A 20366-nucleotide genomic window follows, 5' to 3' on the forward strand; every position below is an offset into this window, starting at 1 on the left:
CGCTCAGCCCAGCGAATGGGCGGCGAGGCCGAAGGTCACGGCACCCTCGCTCGCCCGGCGTTGCGGACCGATGCGCATCTCGGTGACCGTGTCGAACAGCGCCATCCCGGACGCCGTCAGAAAGCTGCTCAAGGCGGGCCCCGGTGCCGGGACGTCCATCCGCACGAATGTGCCCTCTGCCTTGGCGATCAGGGGAGCGACGATCTGCAGTGCCATCTGCTCGGTCTCGGCGACCACCGGGCCGATCACCTGCCCCTTGCCGAAGCGGCGCATCAGGGCAAAGCCGCAGGCCTTGCCCGCGCGGGTGGCGATCACGCCGCTGGAGAGGTCGAGCAAGGCGTCGAGCATCCCGCCGCGATCGGCCCCAAAGGCGTGGGCGTCGAGCGCCTTGATCGCCTCGCTGTCAGCTTGCGACACCGCCGCCAACGCGATGCCCGAGACCGGGTCCGGCGATGAAACCGGTCGGACGATGCCCTGGTGCTGCCGGATCGGCCCGACCGGAATGAACCCGGCGCTTTCGTAGAGCCGATAACCGGAGCGCGTTGCACTGAGCCGCAGGTCGCGCGTCCCGCAGTCGCGCATGATCCGCCGCAACAGCCAGCGTCCCGCCCCCTGCGCCTGCAGACGCGGCGGCGTCACCATCATGCCGAGCATGGCAAAATCGTCGCCCATCGAGAAATACATGGCGGAACCGAGCGGGCGGCCGATTTCATCCAGGGCGATGTAGCCGTGACCCAGAGAGATGAACAGATCGAGGTCGTCGTTGCGGTGCGGCCAGAACACGCTGACCGTCAGCTCATACAGGAGATCCCGCTGCTGCGGGGTCACGGGAACGATCTTGGCGGAATAGGCATCGACCCGCAGCGTCGCGTCCAGATCGTCTCTCGCGTCGCCGCCAGCCGAATGCGCACCGCGCGGAGGCTCTGCAACTCGATCTCCAATGTCCTGGTTCATCCGCAACTCCCCTCCGAAGCCGCCAGGTGAACCGTCAGCGACATGGCGGTCGGAACCGACCTCTCCCTCTATATAGGGCAAATCGGCCAACAGATTCTTCCGTTTCGGACAAGGCAACGGAAGAATCTGTCGCAGCGGGAGGTGTTGCTGCGGTCATAGGGAAGCCACCCGGCAGGCGGCCCGGCCCCATCACCAGCTCATCCCCTTGCAGGTGCCATCCTGCGACCCCGCTAATCTTCCAGGGCCTGTTCGGCCGCTCCGTAGACTTCGGCGAGATCGCGCAAATCCCAGTTGCCGCCGGTGAGCACGACACAGACCTTCTCGTCGGACCTCACCGTAAGCGATCCCGCCAGCAGGGCGCCGATCCCGATCGCGGCCGCCGGTTCCGCGATCAGTTTCGCATCCCTCGCCAGAGCACGCATGCCCGCGACGATATGCTCATCCTCGACCAGAACGATCTCATCGACGTATTTCTCGATGATCGGAAACGGGTTCTGGCCTGGCACGCTGATCCTCAACCCATCGGCGATGGTGTCTTTCAGCGGCAGCGACGTGCGCTCCTTGTTGAGCCGGCTGCGATGATATTTCGGTGTCAGGGACGGTTCCGCGCCGATGACGCGGACGGAAGGGTTCGTTTCCTTGATTGCGGTAGCGATTCCCGAGATCAGGCCTCCGCCGCCCAGCGGCACAACAACCGTGTCCACATCTTCCAGATCTTCGAGGATTTCGCAGCCGATCGTCCCCTGACCGGCCATCACCAGCGGATCTTCAAAGCCGTGAACGACCGCATAGCCGTTCTGTTCGGCGATCTCGTAGACCTTCTTCCACCTGGCGGCATTGTCACCGTCGAAAAGAATGACCTCCGCGCCCAAAGCCCTGGTGTTGGCAATCTTGATCCTTGGCGTGGTCACCGGAAGCACCAGCACCACTTTCACGCCCAGCATCCGCGCTGCGTAGGACAGGCCTTGCGCGTGATTTCCCGAGGAGGACGATATCAGGCCGTTGGCAATCTCTTCCCGCGACAGCGACAAGGTCTTGTTCAGGGCGCCGCGGATCTTGAAGGCGCCGGTGATCTGGAGTGTTTCGGGCTTCAGGTACACCTGACACCCGGCCGCGCTCTCGATCCTGTCGGCCCGCAACAATGGCGTATGGCGGATATGGGGCTTCAGCCGTTCGCGGGCCTCGAGAATATCCTCAATGGTCGGATGGTTGTGCATTGTCTTTGTCCTTCCCGTCCTTGAGACGCGGCCCCGGTTCGAGGAAATCGAAGGGCATCCCGAGGTTTCCCGCCAATGCGTTCCTGTAGATCGCTGCGGCGGTCGTGTTGTCCTGGATGGCCATTCCGGTGGAATCGAAGATGGTCACCTCCGCATCGCTTTCCCGGCCCGGCTTCCTCCCCAGCAAGATCTCCCCGATCTCGGCATGGATGTCGGATCGGGCAATGATACCCCGGTTCAACGGGTGCCATGTCTCGCCCTTCTCGACGCATTGCGACAGGGAATCGACAACCACCTTGGCATCCCGGAAAATCTCCGGATCCAGTTCCTGCTTGCCGCGCTGATCGGTTCCGATCGCAATGATATGCGTGCCGGGCCTGACCCAGTCGGCTTCGACCACCGGCCCGCTCCCGCGGGTCGTGGTGATCAGGATGTCGGCCTTCTCGACGGCGTCGCGAGCGGATTGCTCCGGCATCACCGGGATGCCGAACTCCCGTTCGATATCCGCCTTGAAGGCGGCCAGCGCGTCCGGGCTGCGATTCGCGGCATGGACCGCCTCGATCTTCATGACTTCGCTGATCGCCCGGATCTGCATCCGCGCCTGGTTGCCCGTCCCGATCGAGGCGAGGCGGCGGGCATCCTTCCGCGCAAGCAGCTTGACCGAAACCGCCCCCGCCGCCCCGGTCCTGAGACCGGTGATCAAGCTGCCGTCCATGATGCAGATCAGCGCACAGCTTCTGGCATCGAACAGCAGGATCGTGCCCATGCCGTTGGGCACGCCGTAGAGGGCGGGATTTTCGGTGAACCCGCCCGACGAGGCCTTCATCGAGATCAGTTTGCCGGCCTTGTGATAGCCGATCTTGAAGTCGATCTCGCCGTGGGGCGGCAGGTGTATGCCCGTGTAGCCTGGTTGCTCCACCAGACCGCTGTTGAAGGCCCTGTAGGCCTCCTCAACTGCGTCAATGACATCCTTTGTGGAAATCAGCCTTCTGACTTCATCTTTCTTCAGAAGAAGCGTTTTCATTGCAGACACCTTGTTCCGGAGCGCGAGAACGGCTGCGCCGGCACTCTGGAGCCGAAGGCGCTCGCATTCTTGAAAGGACGGGCCGTTATCGGTGCGCACGCCACATCGCAAGTCGATCCTGCAGGGCGTAACCGCGGATGATCGCGGGCATGAACCATGGATTGCCCCGGTAGAACGGCACGGCGGCAGGCGGCCGGAAGTCGAAAGCGGTGCGAGCCTCCGCCTCTCGCCCCAGCAGCCTGTGGGCCGCCCGCATCCCCAGCCAGGGTGCCCAGACGACGCCAGACCCGCAAAACCCGGTGGCGTAGACGACGCCGTCGCGCTCGAACAGGCGGGGCAGCATGTCGCGGTTCATCGCCACATTGCCGAACCAGCTATGCGTCAGGCGGACTCCCTCCAGTTCGGGGAAGAGCTCCACCAACCCGGCACGCAGGCGCAGCGTCGGCGCAGCCGGGTCGCCGACGCGCGAACTGTCGCGCCCGCCCAGCAGGATACGCCTGCCATCGGGAGAAGGCCGGTAATAAAAGCCCAGTTGCCTGTTCTCTCCCATCATCATCCGGCGCGGCATCAAATGCGCCATCACGGCGGGCGGCAGCTCCTCGGTGGCGATCATCCGGCTGCGCACCGGAACCAGGCGCCGTCGCAGGTAGGGCGCCGCTCCGTCCGTATAGCCGTTGGTGCAGACAAGAACCTGCCCCGCCTCGACGGTCCCGGCTGCGGTTGCGATGCGGAACACCCGGCCGTCCCGCTCCATCGCCGTCACCGGCGTGTGCGCATGAACGACCACGCCCGCAGCCAGCGCGATGCGCAGGAGTTCGGCATGAAACTTGGCCGGGTGAAGGCCGCCGATATCCATGCGGACCGTGCCCCCGCGATAGAACCCGGTACCGATGTAGTCCCGCTGGTCCGCATACGGCACGGCATAGGATTCGATACCTAGCCTTTTCGCCAGCGCCTCGGCACCGCGGGCCATCTCGTCGTACTGGTCAAACCCCAGCGCGCCCTTGAACAGACCGGTCAGCGCGAAATCGCAGTCAAGCCCTTCGGTGCGGATGAAGTCGTAGAAAAACGCTCGGGCGGTCTTGCCCTCTGCCTCGATGGCGAGCGCGGTCTGCTCGCCAAAATGCCGGACAAGCGTCGCAAATCCCGGGCGGATCGAGCCGCTGGTGATCCCGCCATTGCGCGACGAGGCGCCCTCGCCCGGGTTCAGCGCGTCGAAGACCGCGACCGAGCGTCCTGCTCGCGCCAGGGGGAGTGCGGCGGCCAGCCCGGTATAGCCCGCGCCGACAATCACCACATCCTGACGTGTGTGCAGCGGCTGGCGGGGCAAGGGTTGGACGGGGGCGGCCTCCCACCAATAGGGGGTGGATTTTTCGGCCAGTTTGGAGTGATTGCGCATCGGCGCCTCTTCAGATGGTGTCATGGCGCACATCGAGGGCGTCCCGCAGCCCGTCGCCGATGAAGTTGAAACTGGTAACGGCAATGGTGATCGCGGCACCGGGTATGATGGCGAGCCAGGGCGCACTGCCGAGATATTGCTGCGCACCGTTCAGCATGTTGCCCCAGCTCGGCAGCGGCGGCTGGATTCCGAAGCCGAGGAAGCTGACATAGGCTTCGAGCAGGATTGCCCGGGCCACGGTGAGCGTGGCGGCGACGATGATCGGCCCCATGGCGTTCGGAAGGATCTCGCGGAACATGATATGGGCCCGGCCCAGACCCAGCATCCGCCCCGCGAGGACGAACTCGCGCTCCTTGAGCGACCGCACCTCGGCCTCGACGATGCGGGCAACCTCCATCCAGCTTGTCACGGCAATGATAACCGTGATCATGACCGGGCTGGGCTTCAAGGCGGCCGCGAGCGCCAGCAGCAGGAAGATCGACGGATAGGACAGGAAACCGTCCACCGTGCGCATCAGCACCGCGTTGATCCAACCGCCCTGGTACCCTGCAATCACGCCAACCACCGTGCCGACCACGATCGAGAGCAGCATGGCCGTGAACCCGACGAGCAGCGAGATCCGCCCCGCCATCAGCAGCCTGGCCGCGACGTCTCGGCCAAGAGGATCGGTGCCCAGATAATGGCCGCCGGACAGGGGCGGAGCGAAACGCGCCCGCAGGTCGATGGAGAGCGAGTCATAGGGCAGGAGAGAGGGGCCGACGATGCAGGCAAGCGTCAGCAAGGTGATCATCGACAGCCCCAGCAGCGCCAGCCGATGCTCCATGAACCGGCGCATGACGCGGCTTTGCCACCAGCGGCTTGGCGTGTGAACAGCGGAAAACGTAGTCATTTCGCGATCATCCCGTTCCTGTGGACCTGGATCAGGCCAGACGAATGCGCGGATCGACCAGCGCGACGACGATATCGGCGATGAGATTGCCGGCAATGGTGAGAATGGCCGAGAAGATCAGCAGACCCATCACGACCGGATAGTCGCTATAGCCAAGGCTATCGAGGAACAGCCGTCCCATTCCCGGCCAGGTGAAGACGGTTTCCGTCACCAGCGCCCCGGTCAGGAGCGAAGGAAGCTGCACTCCGGCCAGGGTGATCATGGGCAGCAGGGCGTTGCCGACGACATGTTTCAGGATGACCCGGCGCTCGCCGACGCCCTTGGCCCGGGCGGTCTTCACGAACTCCTGGCTGATGGCATCGAGCGTCGCTGCACGCATGAAACGGCTCCAGATCGCAATGTGGACGAGCGCGAGAACCGTCGAAGGCATGATGAGGTGGTGCAGGTAGTTCAGGACCGAGCCGTCGCCGATCGTATACATGTTGCCCGCAGGCAGCCATCCGAGCTTCAGTGAGAACACATAGATTCCGATCAGCCCGAACCAGAAGGTCGGGATCGAGAGGGCGATCATCGCACCGACGGTCGCCAGATAATCAAAAGTAGAGTAGCGATGCGTGGCGCCGCGTATGCCGATCCACGTGCCGACGGCGACGGCGATCACCGTCGAGGATCCCATCAGCAGCAAGGTCGCGAAGACATGCCGGCCGATCACGTCCAGCACCGGGCTGCCGTCGCGAAACGATGTCCCCCAGTCGCCTTGCACAAGCCGCCAGATCCAGTCGAGATACTGGACCCAGAGCGGGCGGTTCAGCCCAAGCTGCTCGGCCAGCCGGTTCATGTCCTCCTGGGTCATGCCGGGGTCGAGGGCATATTGCGCCATTGGCCCGCCGGGAATGAGGTTCAGCACGACAAAACCGACGATCGACACGATCACCAGCAGCATCACGCTCTGCATCAGGCGTTTGAGCAGAAAAGCGGGCATGGCCCCCTCCCTTCAAGACAGGCGCCTCACGGCATGTCCGCCGCCCGCAACGACCTCATCGCGGGCGGCGGAAAGTGCATTCAGGCTCGGAACCAGCCTGCCGCATGCCAGGATTCCGTGCGCGTGTTGCCATTGGGCACGTAGCCTTCGATGCCCTCCTTGTGTCCGTAGACCAGGGTGTTGGCGAACAGCGGCAGGAAGGGCAGGTCCCGGCGAATGAGTTCCTGCACCCGGAAATAGATCTTCCTGCGCGCTTCGGGATCGAAGGTGCGGCTGCCCTCCTCGAGCAGGGCGTCGACCTCGGCGTCGGAATACTGCGCGTTGTTCGATCCGCTGCCACCCTTGGCGACGATGGCCTTGGTATGGAACCGGTTGGTCACGTCGGGATCGGCACCGATCAGATAGGTGATGCCCACCATGGCGGTGTCGAATTGCGACTGAGACCAGAAGTCTCCCCACATCACCGCCGAAGGAAGGTTCTCGATCGTCATTTCCACGCCGATCTCGGCAAAGGTCTGCTGGATGAACTGCTGCGCCTGCTCCCGCAGATGGGCCCCCGAGGTGGTGGAATTCTTGAACGACAGCCGCACGCCGTCCTTGACGCGGATGCCGTCCGCCCCCGGAACCCAGCCGGCCTCGTCCAGAAGCTGACGCGCGCGGTCGAGATTGAACTCGTGCTTGGGAAGGTCCGGATTGTGATAGTAGGACTGCAGCGGCATGAAGGTCTCGGTCATGCCCGGAACACCGTAGTTCAGCCCATCGATGATCGCGTGGCGGTCGATCGCAAGATAGAGGGCCTCGCGAACGGCCCGGTCCTTGAACTGCGGACGCTCAAGATTGAGATAGATCGATTCCACCGACCCTTTGGGGACCAGCGTCACGACGCGGCCGGGAAGGTTGCGGGCCTCCTCGTAATTGTCCGGGGTGATGTAGGCTTGGCCGACCAGATCGATGTCGCCGCTGCGGAACTGGGTGTACAGCACGGTCATGTCCGGGATGTACTTGAAGATCAACTGCTCGATGTAGGGCCCCTCGCCGAAATAGTCGGGATTCGCGACAAGCTCCAGATGATCGCCGGCAATGCGCTTGCCCCATTTGAATGCGCCGGTGCCGATGGGCGCCTGGTTGAAGGCGGCCGTATTGGGATCCGCCTCCTTCTCCAGAATGTGCCTGGGCACGATGAAGGTCTCGGTCAGGAACGACAGATAGGGAGCGAATGCCCGTTCCATCCGCCACGTGATCTCGGTCGGCGACACCACGGCGATATCGCGGAGCAGCGCATGGCCGGTGGTGCGCCAGGCGCGGAAATCGGGCTTGGTGATGAGCTCGAGGGTGAATTTCACGTCTTCGGCGGTGAAGGCTTCGCCGTCATGCCAGCGGACGTCGTCACGCAGGCGGATACGCCAGCTCAATCCGTCTTCCGAGATCCCGCCATTGGCCTGGGTCGGCACCTCCGCCGCCAGATTGGGCACGATGACACCCTGCGGATCAATGCGGAACAAGGCATCGAACATCGAGAAGTGCACGCCGTCGTCCACCTCGATATGCGCCATCAGCGGATTGAACACCGTCGGCTCCTGCGAGATGCCGACGATGATCCGGCCGGTCGGGGCAGCCGGCGGGGTCTGGGCAAAGGCGGGCCTGCCCAGGAGATGGGGCGCAAAAAGCCCCGCCGCGCCACCTGCCGCAAACAGGCGAAGGGCGGCGCGCCGTGAATAGCCGGACTTGAGGAATTCGTTCTTGGTCATGTGGCACCCTCTCTTTTTGACGGTTGGTCCTTGCGATTAACTCTCGGCCGCTTCCGGTTTCTGCCCTTGCGGGCGCTCGCCCGGAATGGCGGCAACCAGTTCGCGCGTGTAGTCGGACTGCGGGTTGAGGAAGATCTGGGAGGGGGGCCCCTGCTCCACGATCTCCCCCTTCTGCATCACCGCGATCTCGTCGCAGATCTGGCTGGCGACGCGCAGGTCGTGGGTGATGAAGATCATCGAGACCCCGGTCTCGCGCTGGACCCGGTCCAGCAGTTGCAGGATCTGCGCCTGGATCGACACATCGAGCGCCGAGACAGCTTCATCCGCGATCAACAGCTTCGGTTTGAACATCAGCGCCCGCGCGATGCCGATGCGCTGCCGCTGGCCGCCCGAGAACTCGTGCGGGTAGCGATCGAACGCCCCGGCATCGAGCCCGACATGATCGAGAAGCGCCCGCGCCTCTTCCCGTGCCTTGGCATAGGCCATGCCATGCGCCAGCGGTCCGACCGTCAGGATGCGGCCGATCGTTGTGCGGGGATTGAGCGAGGCAAACGGATCCTGAAAGATCATCTGGATCTTCTGCCGCGAGCTGCGGAACGCGGGTTCCGACAGGGGTGCTATATCGACCCCGTCGAACAGGATGCGCCCGCCGTCGCAGTCCATCAGCTTGATCAGCAGCCGGCCCAGGGACGACTTGCCGGAGCCGCTCTCGCCGACGACACCCAGGGTGCGGCCCGCCGCGACCTCGAAGGAGACACCCTTCACAGCGGGCACAACGCGCAATGTTCGAAACAATGCGCTGCCGCTGCGATAGGTCTTGACCAGATTTTCCACCTTCAGGATCGGCCCGGCATCCTTGGCCGGTATCGGCTTGCGGTCCTCGCCGGTCAAATGCGGGACCGCGGCGATCAGCCGCTTGGTATAGGGGTGCTCCGGCGTCCTCAGAACCTTGCTGGCGCTGCCTTGTTCGACGACCCGTCCCTTCTCCATGACCACGACGCTGTCGGCGATCTCTGCGACGACACCGAAATCATGGGTGATGAACATCACGCTCATCCCCTTGCGATGCTGGATGTCGCGGATCAGTTTCAGGATCTGCGCCTGGGTGGTCACGTCGAGCGCCGTTGTCGGCTCGTCGGCAATCAGCATGGCGGGTTCGAGCGCCAGGGCCATGGCGATCATCACCCGCTGCCGCTGGCCGCCCGACAGCCGGAACGGATACTGGTGATACATCACTTCCGGATCGGGCAGGCCGACCTCGGTCAGCAGCTCGATGGCACGCTCGCGCCGGGAGGTCGGGGTGCCGACGCCATGGGCCAGCATCGCCTCGTCGATCTGCGCCCCGACGGTCATCAGCGGGTTCAGCGCCGATAACGGATCCTGAAAGATCATCGACACCACCCGGCCGCGCAGACTGCGCAAGGCCTCGGGCCCCATACCGACGATCTCTCGTCCGTCCAACTGGATCGACCCGGCGGTGATTCCGATCGCTTTCGGCAGAAGCCCCATGATGGTGTTGGCCGTTACCGACTTGCCGGAGCCGGATTCCCCGATGACGCACAGGATCTGACCGCGGGGCAGATCGAAGGAGATGTTCTCGACCGCATGCGCACGTTCCATGCCCTTCGGCAGGCTGATCGTCAGCCCGCGCACCGACAGCGCCACCTCGGGCGCGGATACGGCGTGGATATGTGCGCTCATCGGCTCGCCCCGGTTTCTGGCGCAGCGGTGCGGGGCGCGGCAGATCCGCCGGCAATGTCGAAGCTCAAACAGCAATGCGCGGCGAGTGGGCTGATGTCCGTCGCTGCCTTCTGTTCACGAACCGTGCACATGTCGTTGGATCCCCCTCCGGCGTGGACCAGGAAACCCAGCCCACGCCACCGCTTCAGTAAGTCTGACCTGTCGCGAGCAGGAGAATTGCCGAAACCCGATGATCCGACAGCACGATCAACTGTTGTTCCGAACAGGACAGGCATTTAATTCTGCGCCTGGCGCGACCGGCTGCTCAGTTTTTGTCCAGGGGCATTGCGTAAGAAGAACTGATTGCAGCGCAGCGCAGGGCCGGACAGCTCGTTCCTTTCCCAGGAACTGCGGCACTTCGGGTGCGACGCCGAGAGGGCAGAAAGCCCACGACACGACAGCGCCGGCTCATCTCCCGGCGCCTCGGCCCAGCGCGATCTGTCGCAGCATCCGGCAGACCTGGAACCCCGGCCACGACCTCATGCCGGACGGGCCTTCGCCAGAACGCCGCTTACGGCAACTGGCTGCCCCGTTGTGCTGGCGCGGCGAGTTCCAGCGTCCAGGATGGACGCGGTGCAGGGCGACCGATGAGATAGCCCTGCACGATGTCGCAGCCGAGATCCTCGAGAAACTGCAATTGAGCCAGTGTCTCGACGCCCTCCGCGACAGTGGTCATTCCGAGGCTGTGGGCAAGGCTGGCGATGGTGCGCACGATGGTCGCATCGTCCTCCGACAGGCCGATATTTCGCACGAAGGACTGATCGATCTTGAGCCGCGATACCGGAAACCGCTTGAGATGCGTGAGCGAGGCGTAGCCGGTCCCGAAATCATCGAGCGCCAGGCTGACACCGACGCGCCTGAGCTCGGCCAGGGTCTCGGCGATCCTCTCCACCGAGCGGTCGAGCAGGACGGTCTCCGTCACCTCGAATTCCAGTTGGTGCGGGCTTAGCCCGTGACGCGTCAGCGCCTCGGCGACATAGTCCGGAAAATGCGGATCCTTGAGCTGGGATGTCGCCAGGTTGACAGCGAGGTGACCCGGCTCCGGTCGCGTGCTGGCAACCGCGGCGAAAACGGCAAAGGCCCGCTCCATGATCGCCCGGCCAAGCACGCCGCCGAGGCCGAAATCCTCGGCAATGCCGATGAACTCCAGCGGGCTGACCGCCTGGCCGGCATGCCGCCAGCGCGCCAGCACTTCGAAGCCGACGATGCTGCGGCTGCCAAGGTCGAGCTGCGGCTGGAACGCCACCTCGATCTCATCCGCCGCAATGGCTCCGCGCAGCGCCTCGCCCAACTCGTGCCGCCGCTCCAGCCGTCGGCGCAATTGCGGATTGAACAAGGTCCAGCCGTTCCGTCCCTGTGCCTTGGATTGGTAAAGTGCGATATCCGCGTTCTTGACGATATCGGCCGGAGTGCGGCCATCGGCCGGAAACAGCGTTACGCCCATCGAGATGCCCGGCCGCATCATCCGCTCCCCGAGCCGGACCCGAGCGGTCAGCGCCTTGTGCAGCTTCTGCGCCATGCGCTCGGCGGCAAGCTCGTCCGCAAGCCCCGTCAGCAACACGGCGAATTCGTCGCCGCCAAGCCTCGCGACAACATCGCCGCGCCGCACATGACGCCGCAGCCGCTGCGCCACCGCCCGCAGCAGGGCATCGCCCGCATCATGGCCGAGCGTGTCGTTGACCGACTTGAAATGGTCGAGATCGATGATGATGAAGGCACCAACCCGATCGCGCGGCCGATTGCCCTGCAGGGCCGTGTCGAGCTCGCGCATCATCACCGAGCGATTGGCGAGCTGGGTCAGCCCGTCGGTTTCGGCCGTACGACGGATTGCCAGCTCCGCCTGCTTCAGGGCGGTGATGTCGGTGCGTACCCCGACGATGGCGCCGCTCGACGAGCGCCGCTCGCTCACCTGCAGCCAACGCCCGTCCGACAGCAGCTGGATGCTCGGCTCGCTGGGCGGATCGCGATGCAGGGCGATGCGGTTGCGGATCCACGCTTCCCGCTGCTCCTCTGTCGCCCCCGGATCCATATACTGGCCGGCCATGACGCCGTGGCGCAGGATGTCCTCGAACCGCGTCCCCTCCCGGATCAGCTTCGCCGACATCGCGTAGTAGTCGCGATAGGACCGATTGAACAGGATCAGCCGGTCATCCGCATCGAAGGCGGCAATGGCGTCGGGAATGGTCTCGATGACATCGTGCAGCAGCGCCCGCGCCTCGACCAGTTCGGTCACATCCGTCTGAACCCCGACAAAGCCCTCCGGCTCGGCTCCCTGCCCATTGATCGGGCGGATGTCGAGGTCGAGCCAGTAGCGACGCCCGGTTTTCGCCTGGTTGAGCACCTGCACGCGCACGGCACGCCCTTCTCGAACCGCCGCGCCCATCTCGCGCACGGTCGCAGGGTCGGTCTCGGGGCAGTGCAGAAGCTCTCCGGGCTTGCGCCCCAGAACCTCCGCCTCGGTATATCCAGTGAGCCGCTCGAAGGCCGGATTGACCCACAGAACCCGGCCGAACCGGTCACACACCACCACGGCGTTGTTGGTCGCCTTGATCACGATGTCCGAGCGCCGCAACTGCTCCGCCAGCCGCTCGCGCCGGGTGACGTCGCGCGTGACACCGCGATAACCGAGGAACCGGCCGTCGGGCAGAAATCTCGGCCGGCCGCTGACCTCGGCCCAGAGAGGCCGCCCGTCGCCACGAAAGGTGCGGAACACGAAACTGGCGATCGGTTCGCGGCGCGCGACCGTTTCGACATAGCTGCGCCAGAGAGCATCGGTGGCGGGATCCGCGTCGGCGACCTCCCAACGGGTGCGGCCGATCCAGTCCTGGAAGTCGAGGCCGAGCCTGCCGCCGTCCCCCATCACGCTGGTGAAGCGATGCTCCTCATCGGTCTCCCAGACCCAGTCCGAGGACACGGCAACGAATTCCGCCAGCCGTTCGTGCGCCTCGTTGAGCCGGCGCACCGCATCCGTGCGGGCGGTCTGGTCCACCGACACGCCGACACCGCCGACGATCACCCCGTCGACCAGAACCGGCTCGATGGAGGTCTCGGAGGCGATGCGGCCCAACGGGGTCTGCATCTCGCGGCTGTAATGGATGCGTTCGCCGGCGATCACCTTCAGGTGGAGTTCGGTCCAGGCCTTGCCTTCTTCGGGGCCGAGCCCGGCCTCGCTCGGCAGCAGGCCGATGGCGACCCCATGGGTCTCCCGATCGATCCGGTTCTGGAAGATGTAACGCCCGCTGCGATCGAAGATCCATGCCGGATGAGGAAGACAGTCGAGCACGGCGGTCAGACCGCGCGTGCTGTCAAGGATCCCGGCCTCTCTCAACGAGGCCGGATCGGAAGAGGAGCTGCTCCGATCCATCACCCGTTCCGTCCAGCGAGGGCAACCGAAACGGGCCTTCGCCTCAGATCAACCCTGCGGGCCGGCCTCGCGGAAAGCCCTCCCCGGCACAACCACGCTCTCGACCCCCACCGCCAAGGCCCGCCAGCCGTTCCGGCGCGGCAACCCATGCTGCGAATCGCTCCCGTTCGAAGGTTGCATGACGTCGCGGATTCTCAAAGCCTCAACTGACATCGCGACCGCGCAGATCCGAACCTGGTGCCGTCGAGCCCGCGATCAACCCCGATCGATCGCTGAGCGTCATCTCGCCGTTACACAGCCCCCGTATCAGTCGCCTTGCAAACGCCGATGCGCGTTGCAGCGTCACGCGGCCCACGACCCGAGGCTAGAAAATGCGAAACCCGTTCCAGCGGACAACAGCACCCGGCTCGCGCCCTACGTTGCACACCTGTGCAATGAGCAGAAAATGACGCCGCAGGGGTTTCTGACCATCACCGACCTCTCCGCGGGCTATGGCACCACGCGCGTGCTCGACCGCCTCGACCTGGCGATCGTCAAGGGCGAGTTCGTCGCGCTGCTCGGCTCGTCGGGATGTGGCAAGACCACATTGCTGCGCGCCATCGCCGGCTTCGTGAAGCCCTCCGCCGGCAGCATTTCCGTCAACGGTACGGACGTGACGCGCCAGCCGCCGGACAAGCGCGGCATGGCGCTGGTCTTCCAGTCCTATGCCTTGTGGCCGCATATGACCGTGGCGCAGAACATCGGCTATGGGCTCAAGCTGCGCGGTCGGTCGAAGGCCGAGATCGCCCGGCGGGTCGGCGAGCTGGAAGACCTTCTTGGTCTGGCGGGCCTGGGCCAGCGCAAGCCCGGAGCCCTGTCGGGCGGCCAGCGCCAGCGCGTTGCGCTCGGCCGGGCGCTGGCGATCGACCCGCAGATCCTGCTGCTCGACGAGCCGCTGTCCAATCTCGACGCCCGCATCCGCCTCAAGGTGCGCCACGACATCAGCGCGCTGCAGAAGCGTCTCGGCATCACCGCAGTGCATGTCACCCACGACCGCGAGGAGGCCATGGTGATGGCCGACCGCATCGTCATTCTCGACCGTGGCCGCATCGCCCAGCAGGGCACCCCGCAGGCGCTCTACAACCGCCCCGCCTCACCCTTCGTCGCCGCCTTCATGGGCGCGGAAAACCGGATCGACCTGACCGGGCGGATCATCGCCGACCGGGTGGAGATCGCGGCCGGCCCGAACAATGCACCAGCCGATCTGCCACGGGATGGGCGCCCGCTCGCCGATGGCCCTCTGGAAGCGCGGTTCCGCGCCGAAGCCGCAGCCATCGTGGCGGGCGAGAGCGACGGCAACCCGGCCCGAGACGCGCTGGACCTGCCCGGCAGGATCGAGGCGGCAAGCTATCCCGGCGGCGCCTGGCGCCACTCCGTACGGGTCGGCGACGAAGTGCTGCTCGTCGACAGCCCGACCCCCTTCGCGCTCGGCGCAGCGGTGCGCATCCGCATCCCGGCCGAAGCGCTCTTCCTCTTCGTCCGGCAGAGCAATCCTGCCGACCCCGAAGGCTCCTTGAGCGACGGCACCACGGGCCGCGTCCTGGAAGCATCCGAGACTTGAACGTCCATGATGTCTAGAAAGCGGAGTAGCGACATGAGGAAACTTCTTTCGGCGACGCTGGTGCTGGGCCTTGCGTCCACGCCGGTGACGGCGGCCGAGCTCACCGTGATCACGGCCGGCGACCAGAACATGGTCGACTACATCAACGAGTATCTCGGGCCGCTCTTCGAGGAGCAGAACCCGGGCCACACCGTACGCGCCGTCGGCACCGGACCCGGCGACGCCGGCTCGCAGAAGATTCTGGAGCGCTTTGAAGCCCAGAAGCAGGCCGGCAGCACGGTCTGGGACACGGATGTTGCCGTCGTGCACGAGAAGTTCGCGGGCCCGATGGTCTCCGGCGGCTATCTCGAGGCCTATCGCGACACCATCTCCACCGGCAAGCTGGTGACGCGGACGAACGCCGATATGGCGCTCGGCGCGAGCGTCAAGGGCTATGTCATGCCGATGTTCAACAGCCAGACCGCGCTTGCCTACAACCCCGCGCTGCTGCCCAATCCGCCGAAGAGCTACGAGGAACTCGCGGCTTGGGTGAAGGAGAATCCCAAGCAGTTCGGCTATAACGGCATCAAGGGCGGCGCCTCGGGCGTCAGCTTCGTCATGGGCTGGATCTACGCCTTCGGCGACGGCGATGCCAGCAAGCTGATGAACGGCCCGTTCGAGGAGGCGGAGACCAAGAAGTGGGATGCCGCCTTCGACAGCCTGAAGGCGTTCACCCAGAACGCCACGCTGACCCCGGGCAATGCCGGAACTCTCGACCTGCTGTCGCGCGGCGAGATCGCCATCGGTCCGGTCTGGGTCGACATGTTCTACTCCTGGCAGGCCAACGGCCAGTTGCCGCCCGAGTTCAAGCTGCTCCTGCCGGCGCCCGGCATGCCCGGCCAGCCGATGCACTACGTGATCCCGGCCAAGGCCCCGAACAAGGAACTGGCGGAGAAGTTCGTCGAACTCGCCACCAGCCCCAAGGTCCAGGCCGAAGGCATCGTCAAGCGCTTCAACTGGTATCCGGGCATCGACGCCCAGCATGTGCAGGCCGAACTCGACGCCGAAACCTGGAACAAGCTGTTCACCGATGTGACGCCGGAAGACCTCGCCAGCTATGGCAAGCCCTTCCCGATCGCGCCCTACAACAACGCGATCCTGGAAGCCTACGAGGCCAAGGCCGCGAACTGATACCGACCTGACCGCAAAGGCCGTCCGGACCCTCCGGACGGCCGCCACCGGACCGACGCCGCCATGCCAAGACGCCTGCTCGGACTGCTTCTCGTCCTGCCCGCCCTGACGGTGATCCTGTTCCTGTTCGTGCTGCCGCTCACCCTCTCGGTGGTCGGCGCCTTCGAGACCGAAGCAGGCTACGGGCTGGGCAATTTCACGAAGTCCTTCGCGCTCTACAGTTCCGACATCCTCTTCACGGTGGTGATCGTCAGCCTGTCCACCTGTCTGATCGGGCTCTTCTCCATCGCCATTGGCGGCTACCTGACGCTCGGCGAGAATCCGCGCGCCGTCGCGATCCTGCGCTGGCTGTATCGCTGGCCGCTGTTCATTCCTTTCATCGTCGTCGGTCAGGTGCTGCGCACCTTCCTCGCCAAGAACGGGTTGATGAACAATATTCTCGTCGGTGCTGGCCTCATCACGCCGCTGCAGGCGGTGAGCTTCCTCGACTGGCGCGGCATCGTCATCGCCTTCGTCTGGAAGCAGACGCCCTTCGTGACCCTGCTGCTCGCCGGGGCCATGGCCTCGGTCGACCGCGGCACCATCGAGGCGGCTCGCAATCTCGGCGCATCGCGGCTCCGCATCCTGATCGAGATTCTCGTGCCGCAGGTCGCCACCACCTTGATGGTCGGACTGGTCCTGTCCTTCGTCACCATGATGTCCGTGCTCTCCGTGCCGCTGATGATCAACGCCCAGTCGCCGACCATGCTGACCGCCGACATTGCCTTCCGCATCAATGCCTATGGCGACTATGGCGTGGCCAATGCGCTCGGCCTGATCTCGCTCGCCGCGACGGCCTGCGTCGCCTGGTTCTATCTGCGCCAGAGCATGAGGGAGCGCGGATGACCGCCCCGTCGACCACACCCCGTGCGCCGCTCCGCCCCGCGGGTATCCGCCTCGATCTGTGGTGGGTGCCGCGCGCCGTCGTGCTCGGCCTGCTGGCCTTCATCATCTTCGGTCCGCTGACCAACCTCGTCCTGTGGACCGTCGCCGAACGCTGGTACTTCCCGCATGCGCTGCCGCTGGAATACGGCTTCAGCTACTGGCAACGGGTGTTCTCGCCGCGCGGCAACGCCATGGAGTCGCTCGCCAACAGCGTGCTGGTGGCAAGCCTCACCGTGGTGCTGGCCCTCGCGCTGGCAGTGCCTGCCGGTTATGCGCTGGCCCGTCTGCGCCTGCCCTTCCGGGCCCTGATCCTGCTCGCCTTCCTGATTCCGCAGGCCTTTCCCAACCTGCCGGTCTACGTCAACATCGCCCGGCTCTTCTACCAGATCGGCCTCAACGGTACGGTCGCCGGCGTTGTGCTGGTGCATGTCACCCATGGGCTGGTCTATGCGGTGTGGATCGCCACTGCCGCCTTCTCCGCCGTAGACCAGGAATTGGAACAGGCGGCCCGCTCGCTCGGCGCCGGCGCCTTCCGCGCGTTTCGGGACGTGACCCTGCCGCTCGCCGCCCCCGGGCTGCTGGCCAGCGCGATCTTCGTGTTCCTGGAATCGCTCGACGAGTTCACCGGCAGCTATTTCGTCGGCGCTCCCGACGTCAATCTGCTGCCCCTGCTGCTGTACACTGCCGGGGCCGGCGGCAACTATCAGGTGGCATCGATCACGGCGCTGTTGCTCCTGATCCCGTCCATTGCTTTCATGCTCGTCGTCGAGCGATTCCTCAGATCCGACGTGCTGTCGAAGGTTGGCCATTGAAACAGGATCAGGGTGACAAGACCCCCGCGCGGCGCTTTATCAGCGCGCAGCAGGTGGCAGAGAAGGCCGGCGTCTCCCGCTCGGCCGTCTCTCGCGCGTTCACGCCCGGCGCCAGCATCGCACCCGAGACCCGAGAAAAGGTCATGCAGGCGGCGGCCGAACTCGGCTACCAGGTCAACGATCTGGCCCGCGGCCTGCTCGCCAACCGCAGCCGCCTCGTCGGGCTGATCGTCACCCGGCCCGAAGTGGGCTTTCGTGCCCACCTCGTTTCCGCCCTCACCCGGGCGCTGATCCTGCGCGGCAGCGTGCCGTTGATCATCAACACCGGCAGTCTGGAGCAGGAATTGCAGGCAGCCCAGAACGCCCTCTTCGGCTATCGCGCGGCCGCGACCATCATCCTGTCGGGCTCGCCGCCCGCATCTTTCGTCGACCTTGCCCGGCGCAACGGCCAGCCGCTGATCATGATCGGCCGCTCCGAGCCGGACTGCGATCATGTCCGCATCGACAATTCCGGAGCCGCCTGCACGGCTGCCCGGCTCTTCGTCGAGCGCGGCTTCACCCGGCTGGCGCTGGCTGGCGTCACCTCCGCCACGCCAAGCCTGGTGGAACGCGAGAACGCCTTCACCAACGAGGCACGGAGCCTCGGCGCCAGCGTTATCCGCGCGCATGGCCAGGAGGCGGACTATGCCGGCGGTCAGGACGCAGCCGACGCGCTGTTTGCCGGAAATCGCCCGGACGGGCGGCCCGAAGCGGTCTTCTGCGTCAACGATCTCGTCGCCATCGGTCTGATGGACCGGGCACGCGGTCGCTTCGGTCTCGACATCCCACGCGACCTGGCGGTGATCGGCTTCGACGATATTCCCGAAGCCTCCTGGGACGCCTACCGGCTCAGCACCTTCCGGCAGGATCCCGAAAAGATGGCCGAGGGCGCCGTCGGCCATCTGGAACGCCGCCTGGCCGACCCGGAGGCGCCGCCCTCTACCCTGAGGTTGGACGCCATCTTCGTGGAACGCTCGACGACACCGACGCGTTGACCCGTCAGCCCGCCGTCCCGGCCGGCCGGGTCTGCCGCCGAAGGCGGAAAGATGCTACCTGCAGAGACCACGCCTCGGCGGAAGCATGTTTCACCATACGGAGGACGACATCATGAGCGCTGACACACGGCCGGCGGTGATCCGCCAGTTCCCCTGTCTCGACGACAATTTCGGCGTCCTTGTCCATGTGCCGGAAAGCACATCCGGGCCCGGCGGAACCATCGCCTTCGATGTCCCCGACGCGGATCCCTACAGGCAGGTGCTGAAGGAGACCGGCTGGACGCTGACGGACATCCTCATCACGCATCACCATTGGGACCACGTCCAGGGGCTGGAAAAGCTCAAGGCCGACACCGGCGCCCGCGTCACCGGCCCCGCCCTCTCGCGCGACAGGATCGCCGGGCTCGACGCTGTCGTCGAGGACGGTGACGAGGTCACCGCCGCGGGGATCCCGTTCAAGGCGATCGGCACACCCGGCCACACGCTCGACCAGATCTCGTGGTGGGCGCCGGAATTGTCCTTCGCCCATACCGGCGACACGCTGTTCTCGCTCGGCTGCGGCCGCATCTTCGAGGGCGACCCGACCATGATGTGGACCTCGCTTGAAAAGCTCATGCGCCTGCTGCCACCGGCAACGGACATCTATTGCGGCCACGAATACACGCTGTCCAATGCCCGTTTCGCGCGGACCGTCGACCCGGACAACGCCGCTCTGAAAGAACGCGTTGCCGAGGTCGAGCGCCTGCGGGAGCAGGGGTTGCCGACGCTGCCGACGACGATGGCGAGGGAGCGCGCCACCAACCCGTTCCTGCGCGCCGGCGACGCCGCGATCCGCTCGCGTCTCCATCTTGAGGATGCAAGCGACGCTGAGGTCTTCGCCGAGATCCGCCGCCGCAAGGACACATTCTGACCCCGCCGGAGAGCCTGCTCGATGTTCGCTGCCGACCTGACCGCCGCCGAGATCATTTCGATGCTCGACCTGGTGCCGCATCCCGAGGGCGGACACTACTGCGAAACCTTCCGCGACAGCAGGACGGATGCCGCCGGCCGGGCCCGCTCCACCGCCATCTACTACCTGCTGGAGGCAGGCGAACTGTCGGCCTGGCACCGGGTCGACGCGGTCGAGATCTGGCACTGGCATGCCGGCGGGCCGCTCGCCCTCACCATCTCGGAGAACGGCCACGACGTCCGCGCCATGCATCTGGGCCACGATCTCGCAGCAGGTCAGCGACCGCAGGGGATCGTGCCGGCCGGCGCCTGGCAGACGGCGGAAAGCCTCGGTCGCTGGACGCTGGTCGGCTGCACCGTCGCGCCGGGTTTCGAGTTTGCCGGCTTCGAGATGGCACCTCCCGGCTGGCGACCCGTTCCGCGCCGCTGAATTTCGGCGCGGAACCGCGGGACCGCCGGGTTTCCCGGCTTGCGCTCCGGCGCCCAAAGGCTACAGTGCGCGCGAATTTCACCGGTCGGCGTGCGTCGCCGGACCAACCCGGCGCGCGGATCGCCGCAACC

16 protein-coding genes are annotated in these 20366 nt (G+C 65.5%); 7 read left to right on the top strand and 9 right to left on the bottom strand.

Annotated elements, in window-relative coordinates:
* Positions 1-3 precede the first annotated feature (3 nt).
* The 9 genes from TSB10P1A_RS09480 to TSB10P1A_RS09520 form a co-directional block, all read right to left on the bottom strand.
* Complete coding sequence (locus TSB10P1A_RS09480; RefSeq protein ID WP_186387671.1) at positions 4-1044, bottom strand: GNAT family N-acetyltransferase; 1041 nt, start codon at positions 1042-1044, stop codon at positions 4-6.
* A gap of 140 nt (positions 1045-1184) precedes the next feature.
* Positions 1185-2171: a threonine/serine dehydratase gene (locus tag TSB10P1A_RS09485; RefSeq protein ID WP_186387672.1), complete on the bottom strand. Its 987-nt coding sequence runs from the start codon at positions 2169-2171 to the stop codon at positions 1185-1187.
* Positions 2149-3195, bottom strand: a complete 1047-nt coding sequence (locus tag TSB10P1A_RS09490) for an ornithine cyclodeaminase family protein (protein ID WP_186387673.1) — start codon at positions 3193-3195, stop codon at positions 2149-2151. The genes TSB10P1A_RS09485 and TSB10P1A_RS09490 overlap by 23 nt, the downstream gene beginning before the upstream one ends.
* An 85-nt stretch (positions 3196-3280) precedes the next feature.
* Positions 3281-4627 (bottom strand): FAD-binding oxidoreductase, encoded by a 1347-nt coding sequence (locus TSB10P1A_RS09495; RefSeq protein WP_244293059.1) that lies wholly within the window; start codon positions 4625-4627, stop codon positions 3281-3283.
* Positions 4605-5483, bottom strand: a complete 879-nt coding sequence (locus TSB10P1A_RS09500; protein ID WP_186387674.1) for an ABC transporter permease — start codon at positions 5481-5483, stop codon at positions 4605-4607. The genes TSB10P1A_RS09495 and TSB10P1A_RS09500 overlap by 23 nt, the downstream gene beginning before the upstream one ends.
* A gap of 31 nt (positions 5484-5514) precedes the next feature.
* Positions 5515-6465 carry an ABC transporter permease gene (locus TSB10P1A_RS09505; protein ID WP_186387675.1) on the bottom strand — a complete coding sequence of 317 codons (951 nt, stop codon included), beginning with the start codon at positions 6463-6465 and terminating at the stop codon, positions 5515-5517.
* 80 nt (positions 6466-6545) lie between these two features.
* Positions 6546-8213: a peptide ABC transporter substrate-binding protein gene (locus TSB10P1A_RS09510; protein WP_186387676.1), complete on the bottom strand. Its 1668-nt coding sequence runs from the start codon at positions 8211-8213 to the stop codon at positions 6546-6548.
* Between the two features lie 36 nt (positions 8214-8249).
* Positions 8250-9914 carry an ABC transporter ATP-binding protein gene (locus TSB10P1A_RS09515; protein WP_186387677.1) on the bottom strand — a complete coding sequence of 555 codons (1665 nt, stop codon included), beginning with the start codon at positions 9912-9914 and terminating at the stop codon, positions 8250-8252.
* A gap of 550 nt (positions 9915-10464) precedes the next feature.
* The gene (locus tag TSB10P1A_RS09520; protein WP_186387678.1) at positions 10465-13317 is read right to left on the bottom strand and encodes an EAL domain-containing protein; all 2853 of its coding nucleotides are present in this window, start codon (positions 13315-13317) and stop codon (positions 10465-10467) included.
* A gap of 445 nt (positions 13318-13762) precedes the next feature.
* On the opposite strand from TSB10P1A_RS09520, the gene TSB10P1A_RS09525 reads away from it, so the two are divergent.
* The 7 genes from TSB10P1A_RS09525 to TSB10P1A_RS09555 all read left to right on the top strand — a co-directional run bounded on the left by TSB10P1A_RS09525 (position 13763) and on the right by TSB10P1A_RS09555 (position 20235).
* Positions 13763-14917: an ABC transporter ATP-binding protein gene (locus TSB10P1A_RS09525; RefSeq protein WP_186387679.1), complete on the top strand. Its 1155-nt coding sequence runs from the start codon at positions 13763-13765 to the stop codon at positions 14915-14917.
* A 33-nt stretch (positions 14918-14950) separates the two neighbouring features.
* Positions 14951-16087: an extracellular solute-binding protein gene (locus TSB10P1A_RS09530; RefSeq protein ID WP_186387680.1), complete on the top strand. Its 1137-nt coding sequence runs from the start codon at positions 14951-14953 to the stop codon at positions 16085-16087.
* A 63-nt stretch (positions 16088-16150) separates the two neighbouring features.
* Complete coding sequence (locus tag TSB10P1A_RS09535) at positions 16151-16972, top strand: ABC transporter permease (protein WP_186387681.1); 822 nt, start codon at positions 16151-16153, stop codon at positions 16970-16972.
* Positions 16969-17823 (top strand): ABC transporter permease, encoded by an 855-nt coding sequence (locus TSB10P1A_RS09540; RefSeq protein ID WP_186387682.1) that lies wholly within the window; start codon positions 16969-16971, stop codon positions 17821-17823. Before TSB10P1A_RS09535 ends, TSB10P1A_RS09540 begins: the two co-directional genes overlap by 4 nt.
* Positions 17820-18857: a LacI family DNA-binding transcriptional regulator gene (locus TSB10P1A_RS09545; protein WP_186387683.1), complete on the top strand. Its 1038-nt coding sequence runs from the start codon at positions 17820-17822 to the stop codon at positions 18855-18857. The genes TSB10P1A_RS09540 and TSB10P1A_RS09545 overlap by 4 nt, the downstream gene beginning before the upstream one ends.
* Positions 18858-18969: 112 nt before the next feature.
* Positions 18970-19767 carry a hydroxyacylglutathione hydrolase gene (gene gloB, locus TSB10P1A_RS09550; protein WP_186387684.1) on the top strand — a complete coding sequence of 266 codons (798 nt, stop codon included), beginning with the start codon at positions 18970-18972 and terminating at the stop codon, positions 19765-19767.
* A gap of 21 nt (positions 19768-19788) precedes the next feature.
* Positions 19789-20235 (top strand): cupin domain-containing protein, encoded by a 447-nt coding sequence (locus tag TSB10P1A_RS09555; protein WP_186387685.1) that lies wholly within the window; start codon positions 19789-19791, stop codon positions 20233-20235.
* The last annotated feature ends 131 nt before the right edge of the window (positions 20236-20366 follow it).

Origin of the sequence: Stappia sp. TSB10P1A, from assembly GCF_900185725.1 — a bacterium.
Lineage (GTDB): Bacteria > Pseudomonadota > Alphaproteobacteria > Rhizobiales > Stappiaceae > Stappia.

Excerpts from the sequence above, each read along its gene's own strand:
- TSB10P1A_RS09485 (WP_186387672.1), bottom strand. The coding sequence starts at position 2,171 with ATGCACAACCATCCGACCATTGAGGATATTCTCGAGGCCCGCGAACGG.
- TSB10P1A_RS09490 (WP_186387673.1), bottom strand. The coding sequence starts at position 3,195 with ATGAAAACGCTTCTTCTGAAGAAAGATGAAGTCAGAAGGCTGATTTCC.
- TSB10P1A_RS09495 (WP_244293059.1), bottom strand. The coding sequence starts at position 4,627 with ATGTGCGCCATGACACCATCTGAAGAGGCGCCGATGCGCAATCACTCC.
- TSB10P1A_RS09500 (WP_186387674.1), bottom strand. The coding sequence starts at position 5,483 with ATGACTACGTTTTCCGCTGTTCACACGCCAAGCCGCTGGTGGCAAAGC.
- TSB10P1A_RS09505 (WP_186387675.1), bottom strand. The coding sequence starts at position 6,465 with ATGCCCGCTTTTCTGCTCAAACGCCTGATGCAGAGCGTGATGCTGCTG.
- TSB10P1A_RS09510 (WP_186387676.1), bottom strand. The coding sequence starts at position 8,213 with ATGACCAAGAACGAATTCCTCAAGTCCGGCTATTCACGGCGCGCCGCC.
- TSB10P1A_RS09515 (WP_186387677.1), bottom strand. The coding sequence starts at position 9,914 with ATGAGCGCACATATCCACGCCGTATCCGCGCCCGAGGTGGCGCTGTCG.
- TSB10P1A_RS09520 (WP_186387678.1), bottom strand. The coding sequence starts at position 13,317 with ATGGATCGGAGCAGCTCCTCTTCCGATCCGGCCTCGTTGAGAGAGGCC.
- TSB10P1A_RS09525 (WP_186387679.1), top strand. The coding sequence starts at position 13,763 with ATGACGCCGCAGGGGTTTCTGACCATCACCGACCTCTCCGCGGGCTAT.
- TSB10P1A_RS09530 (WP_186387680.1), top strand. The coding sequence starts at position 14,951 with ATGAGGAAACTTCTTTCGGCGACGCTGGTGCTGGGCCTTGCGTCCACG.
- TSB10P1A_RS09535 (WP_186387681.1), top strand. The coding sequence starts at position 16,151 with ATGCCAAGACGCCTGCTCGGACTGCTTCTCGTCCTGCCCGCCCTGACG.
- TSB10P1A_RS09540 (WP_186387682.1), top strand. The coding sequence starts at position 16,969 with ATGACCGCCCCGTCGACCACACCCCGTGCGCCGCTCCGCCCCGCGGGT.
- gloB (WP_186387684.1), top strand. The coding sequence starts at position 18,970 with ATGAGCGCTGACACACGGCCGGCGGTGATCCGCCAGTTCCCCTGTCTC.
- TSB10P1A_RS09555 (WP_186387685.1), top strand. The coding sequence starts at position 19,789 with ATGTTCGCTGCCGACCTGACCGCCGCCGAGATCATTTCGATGCTCGAC.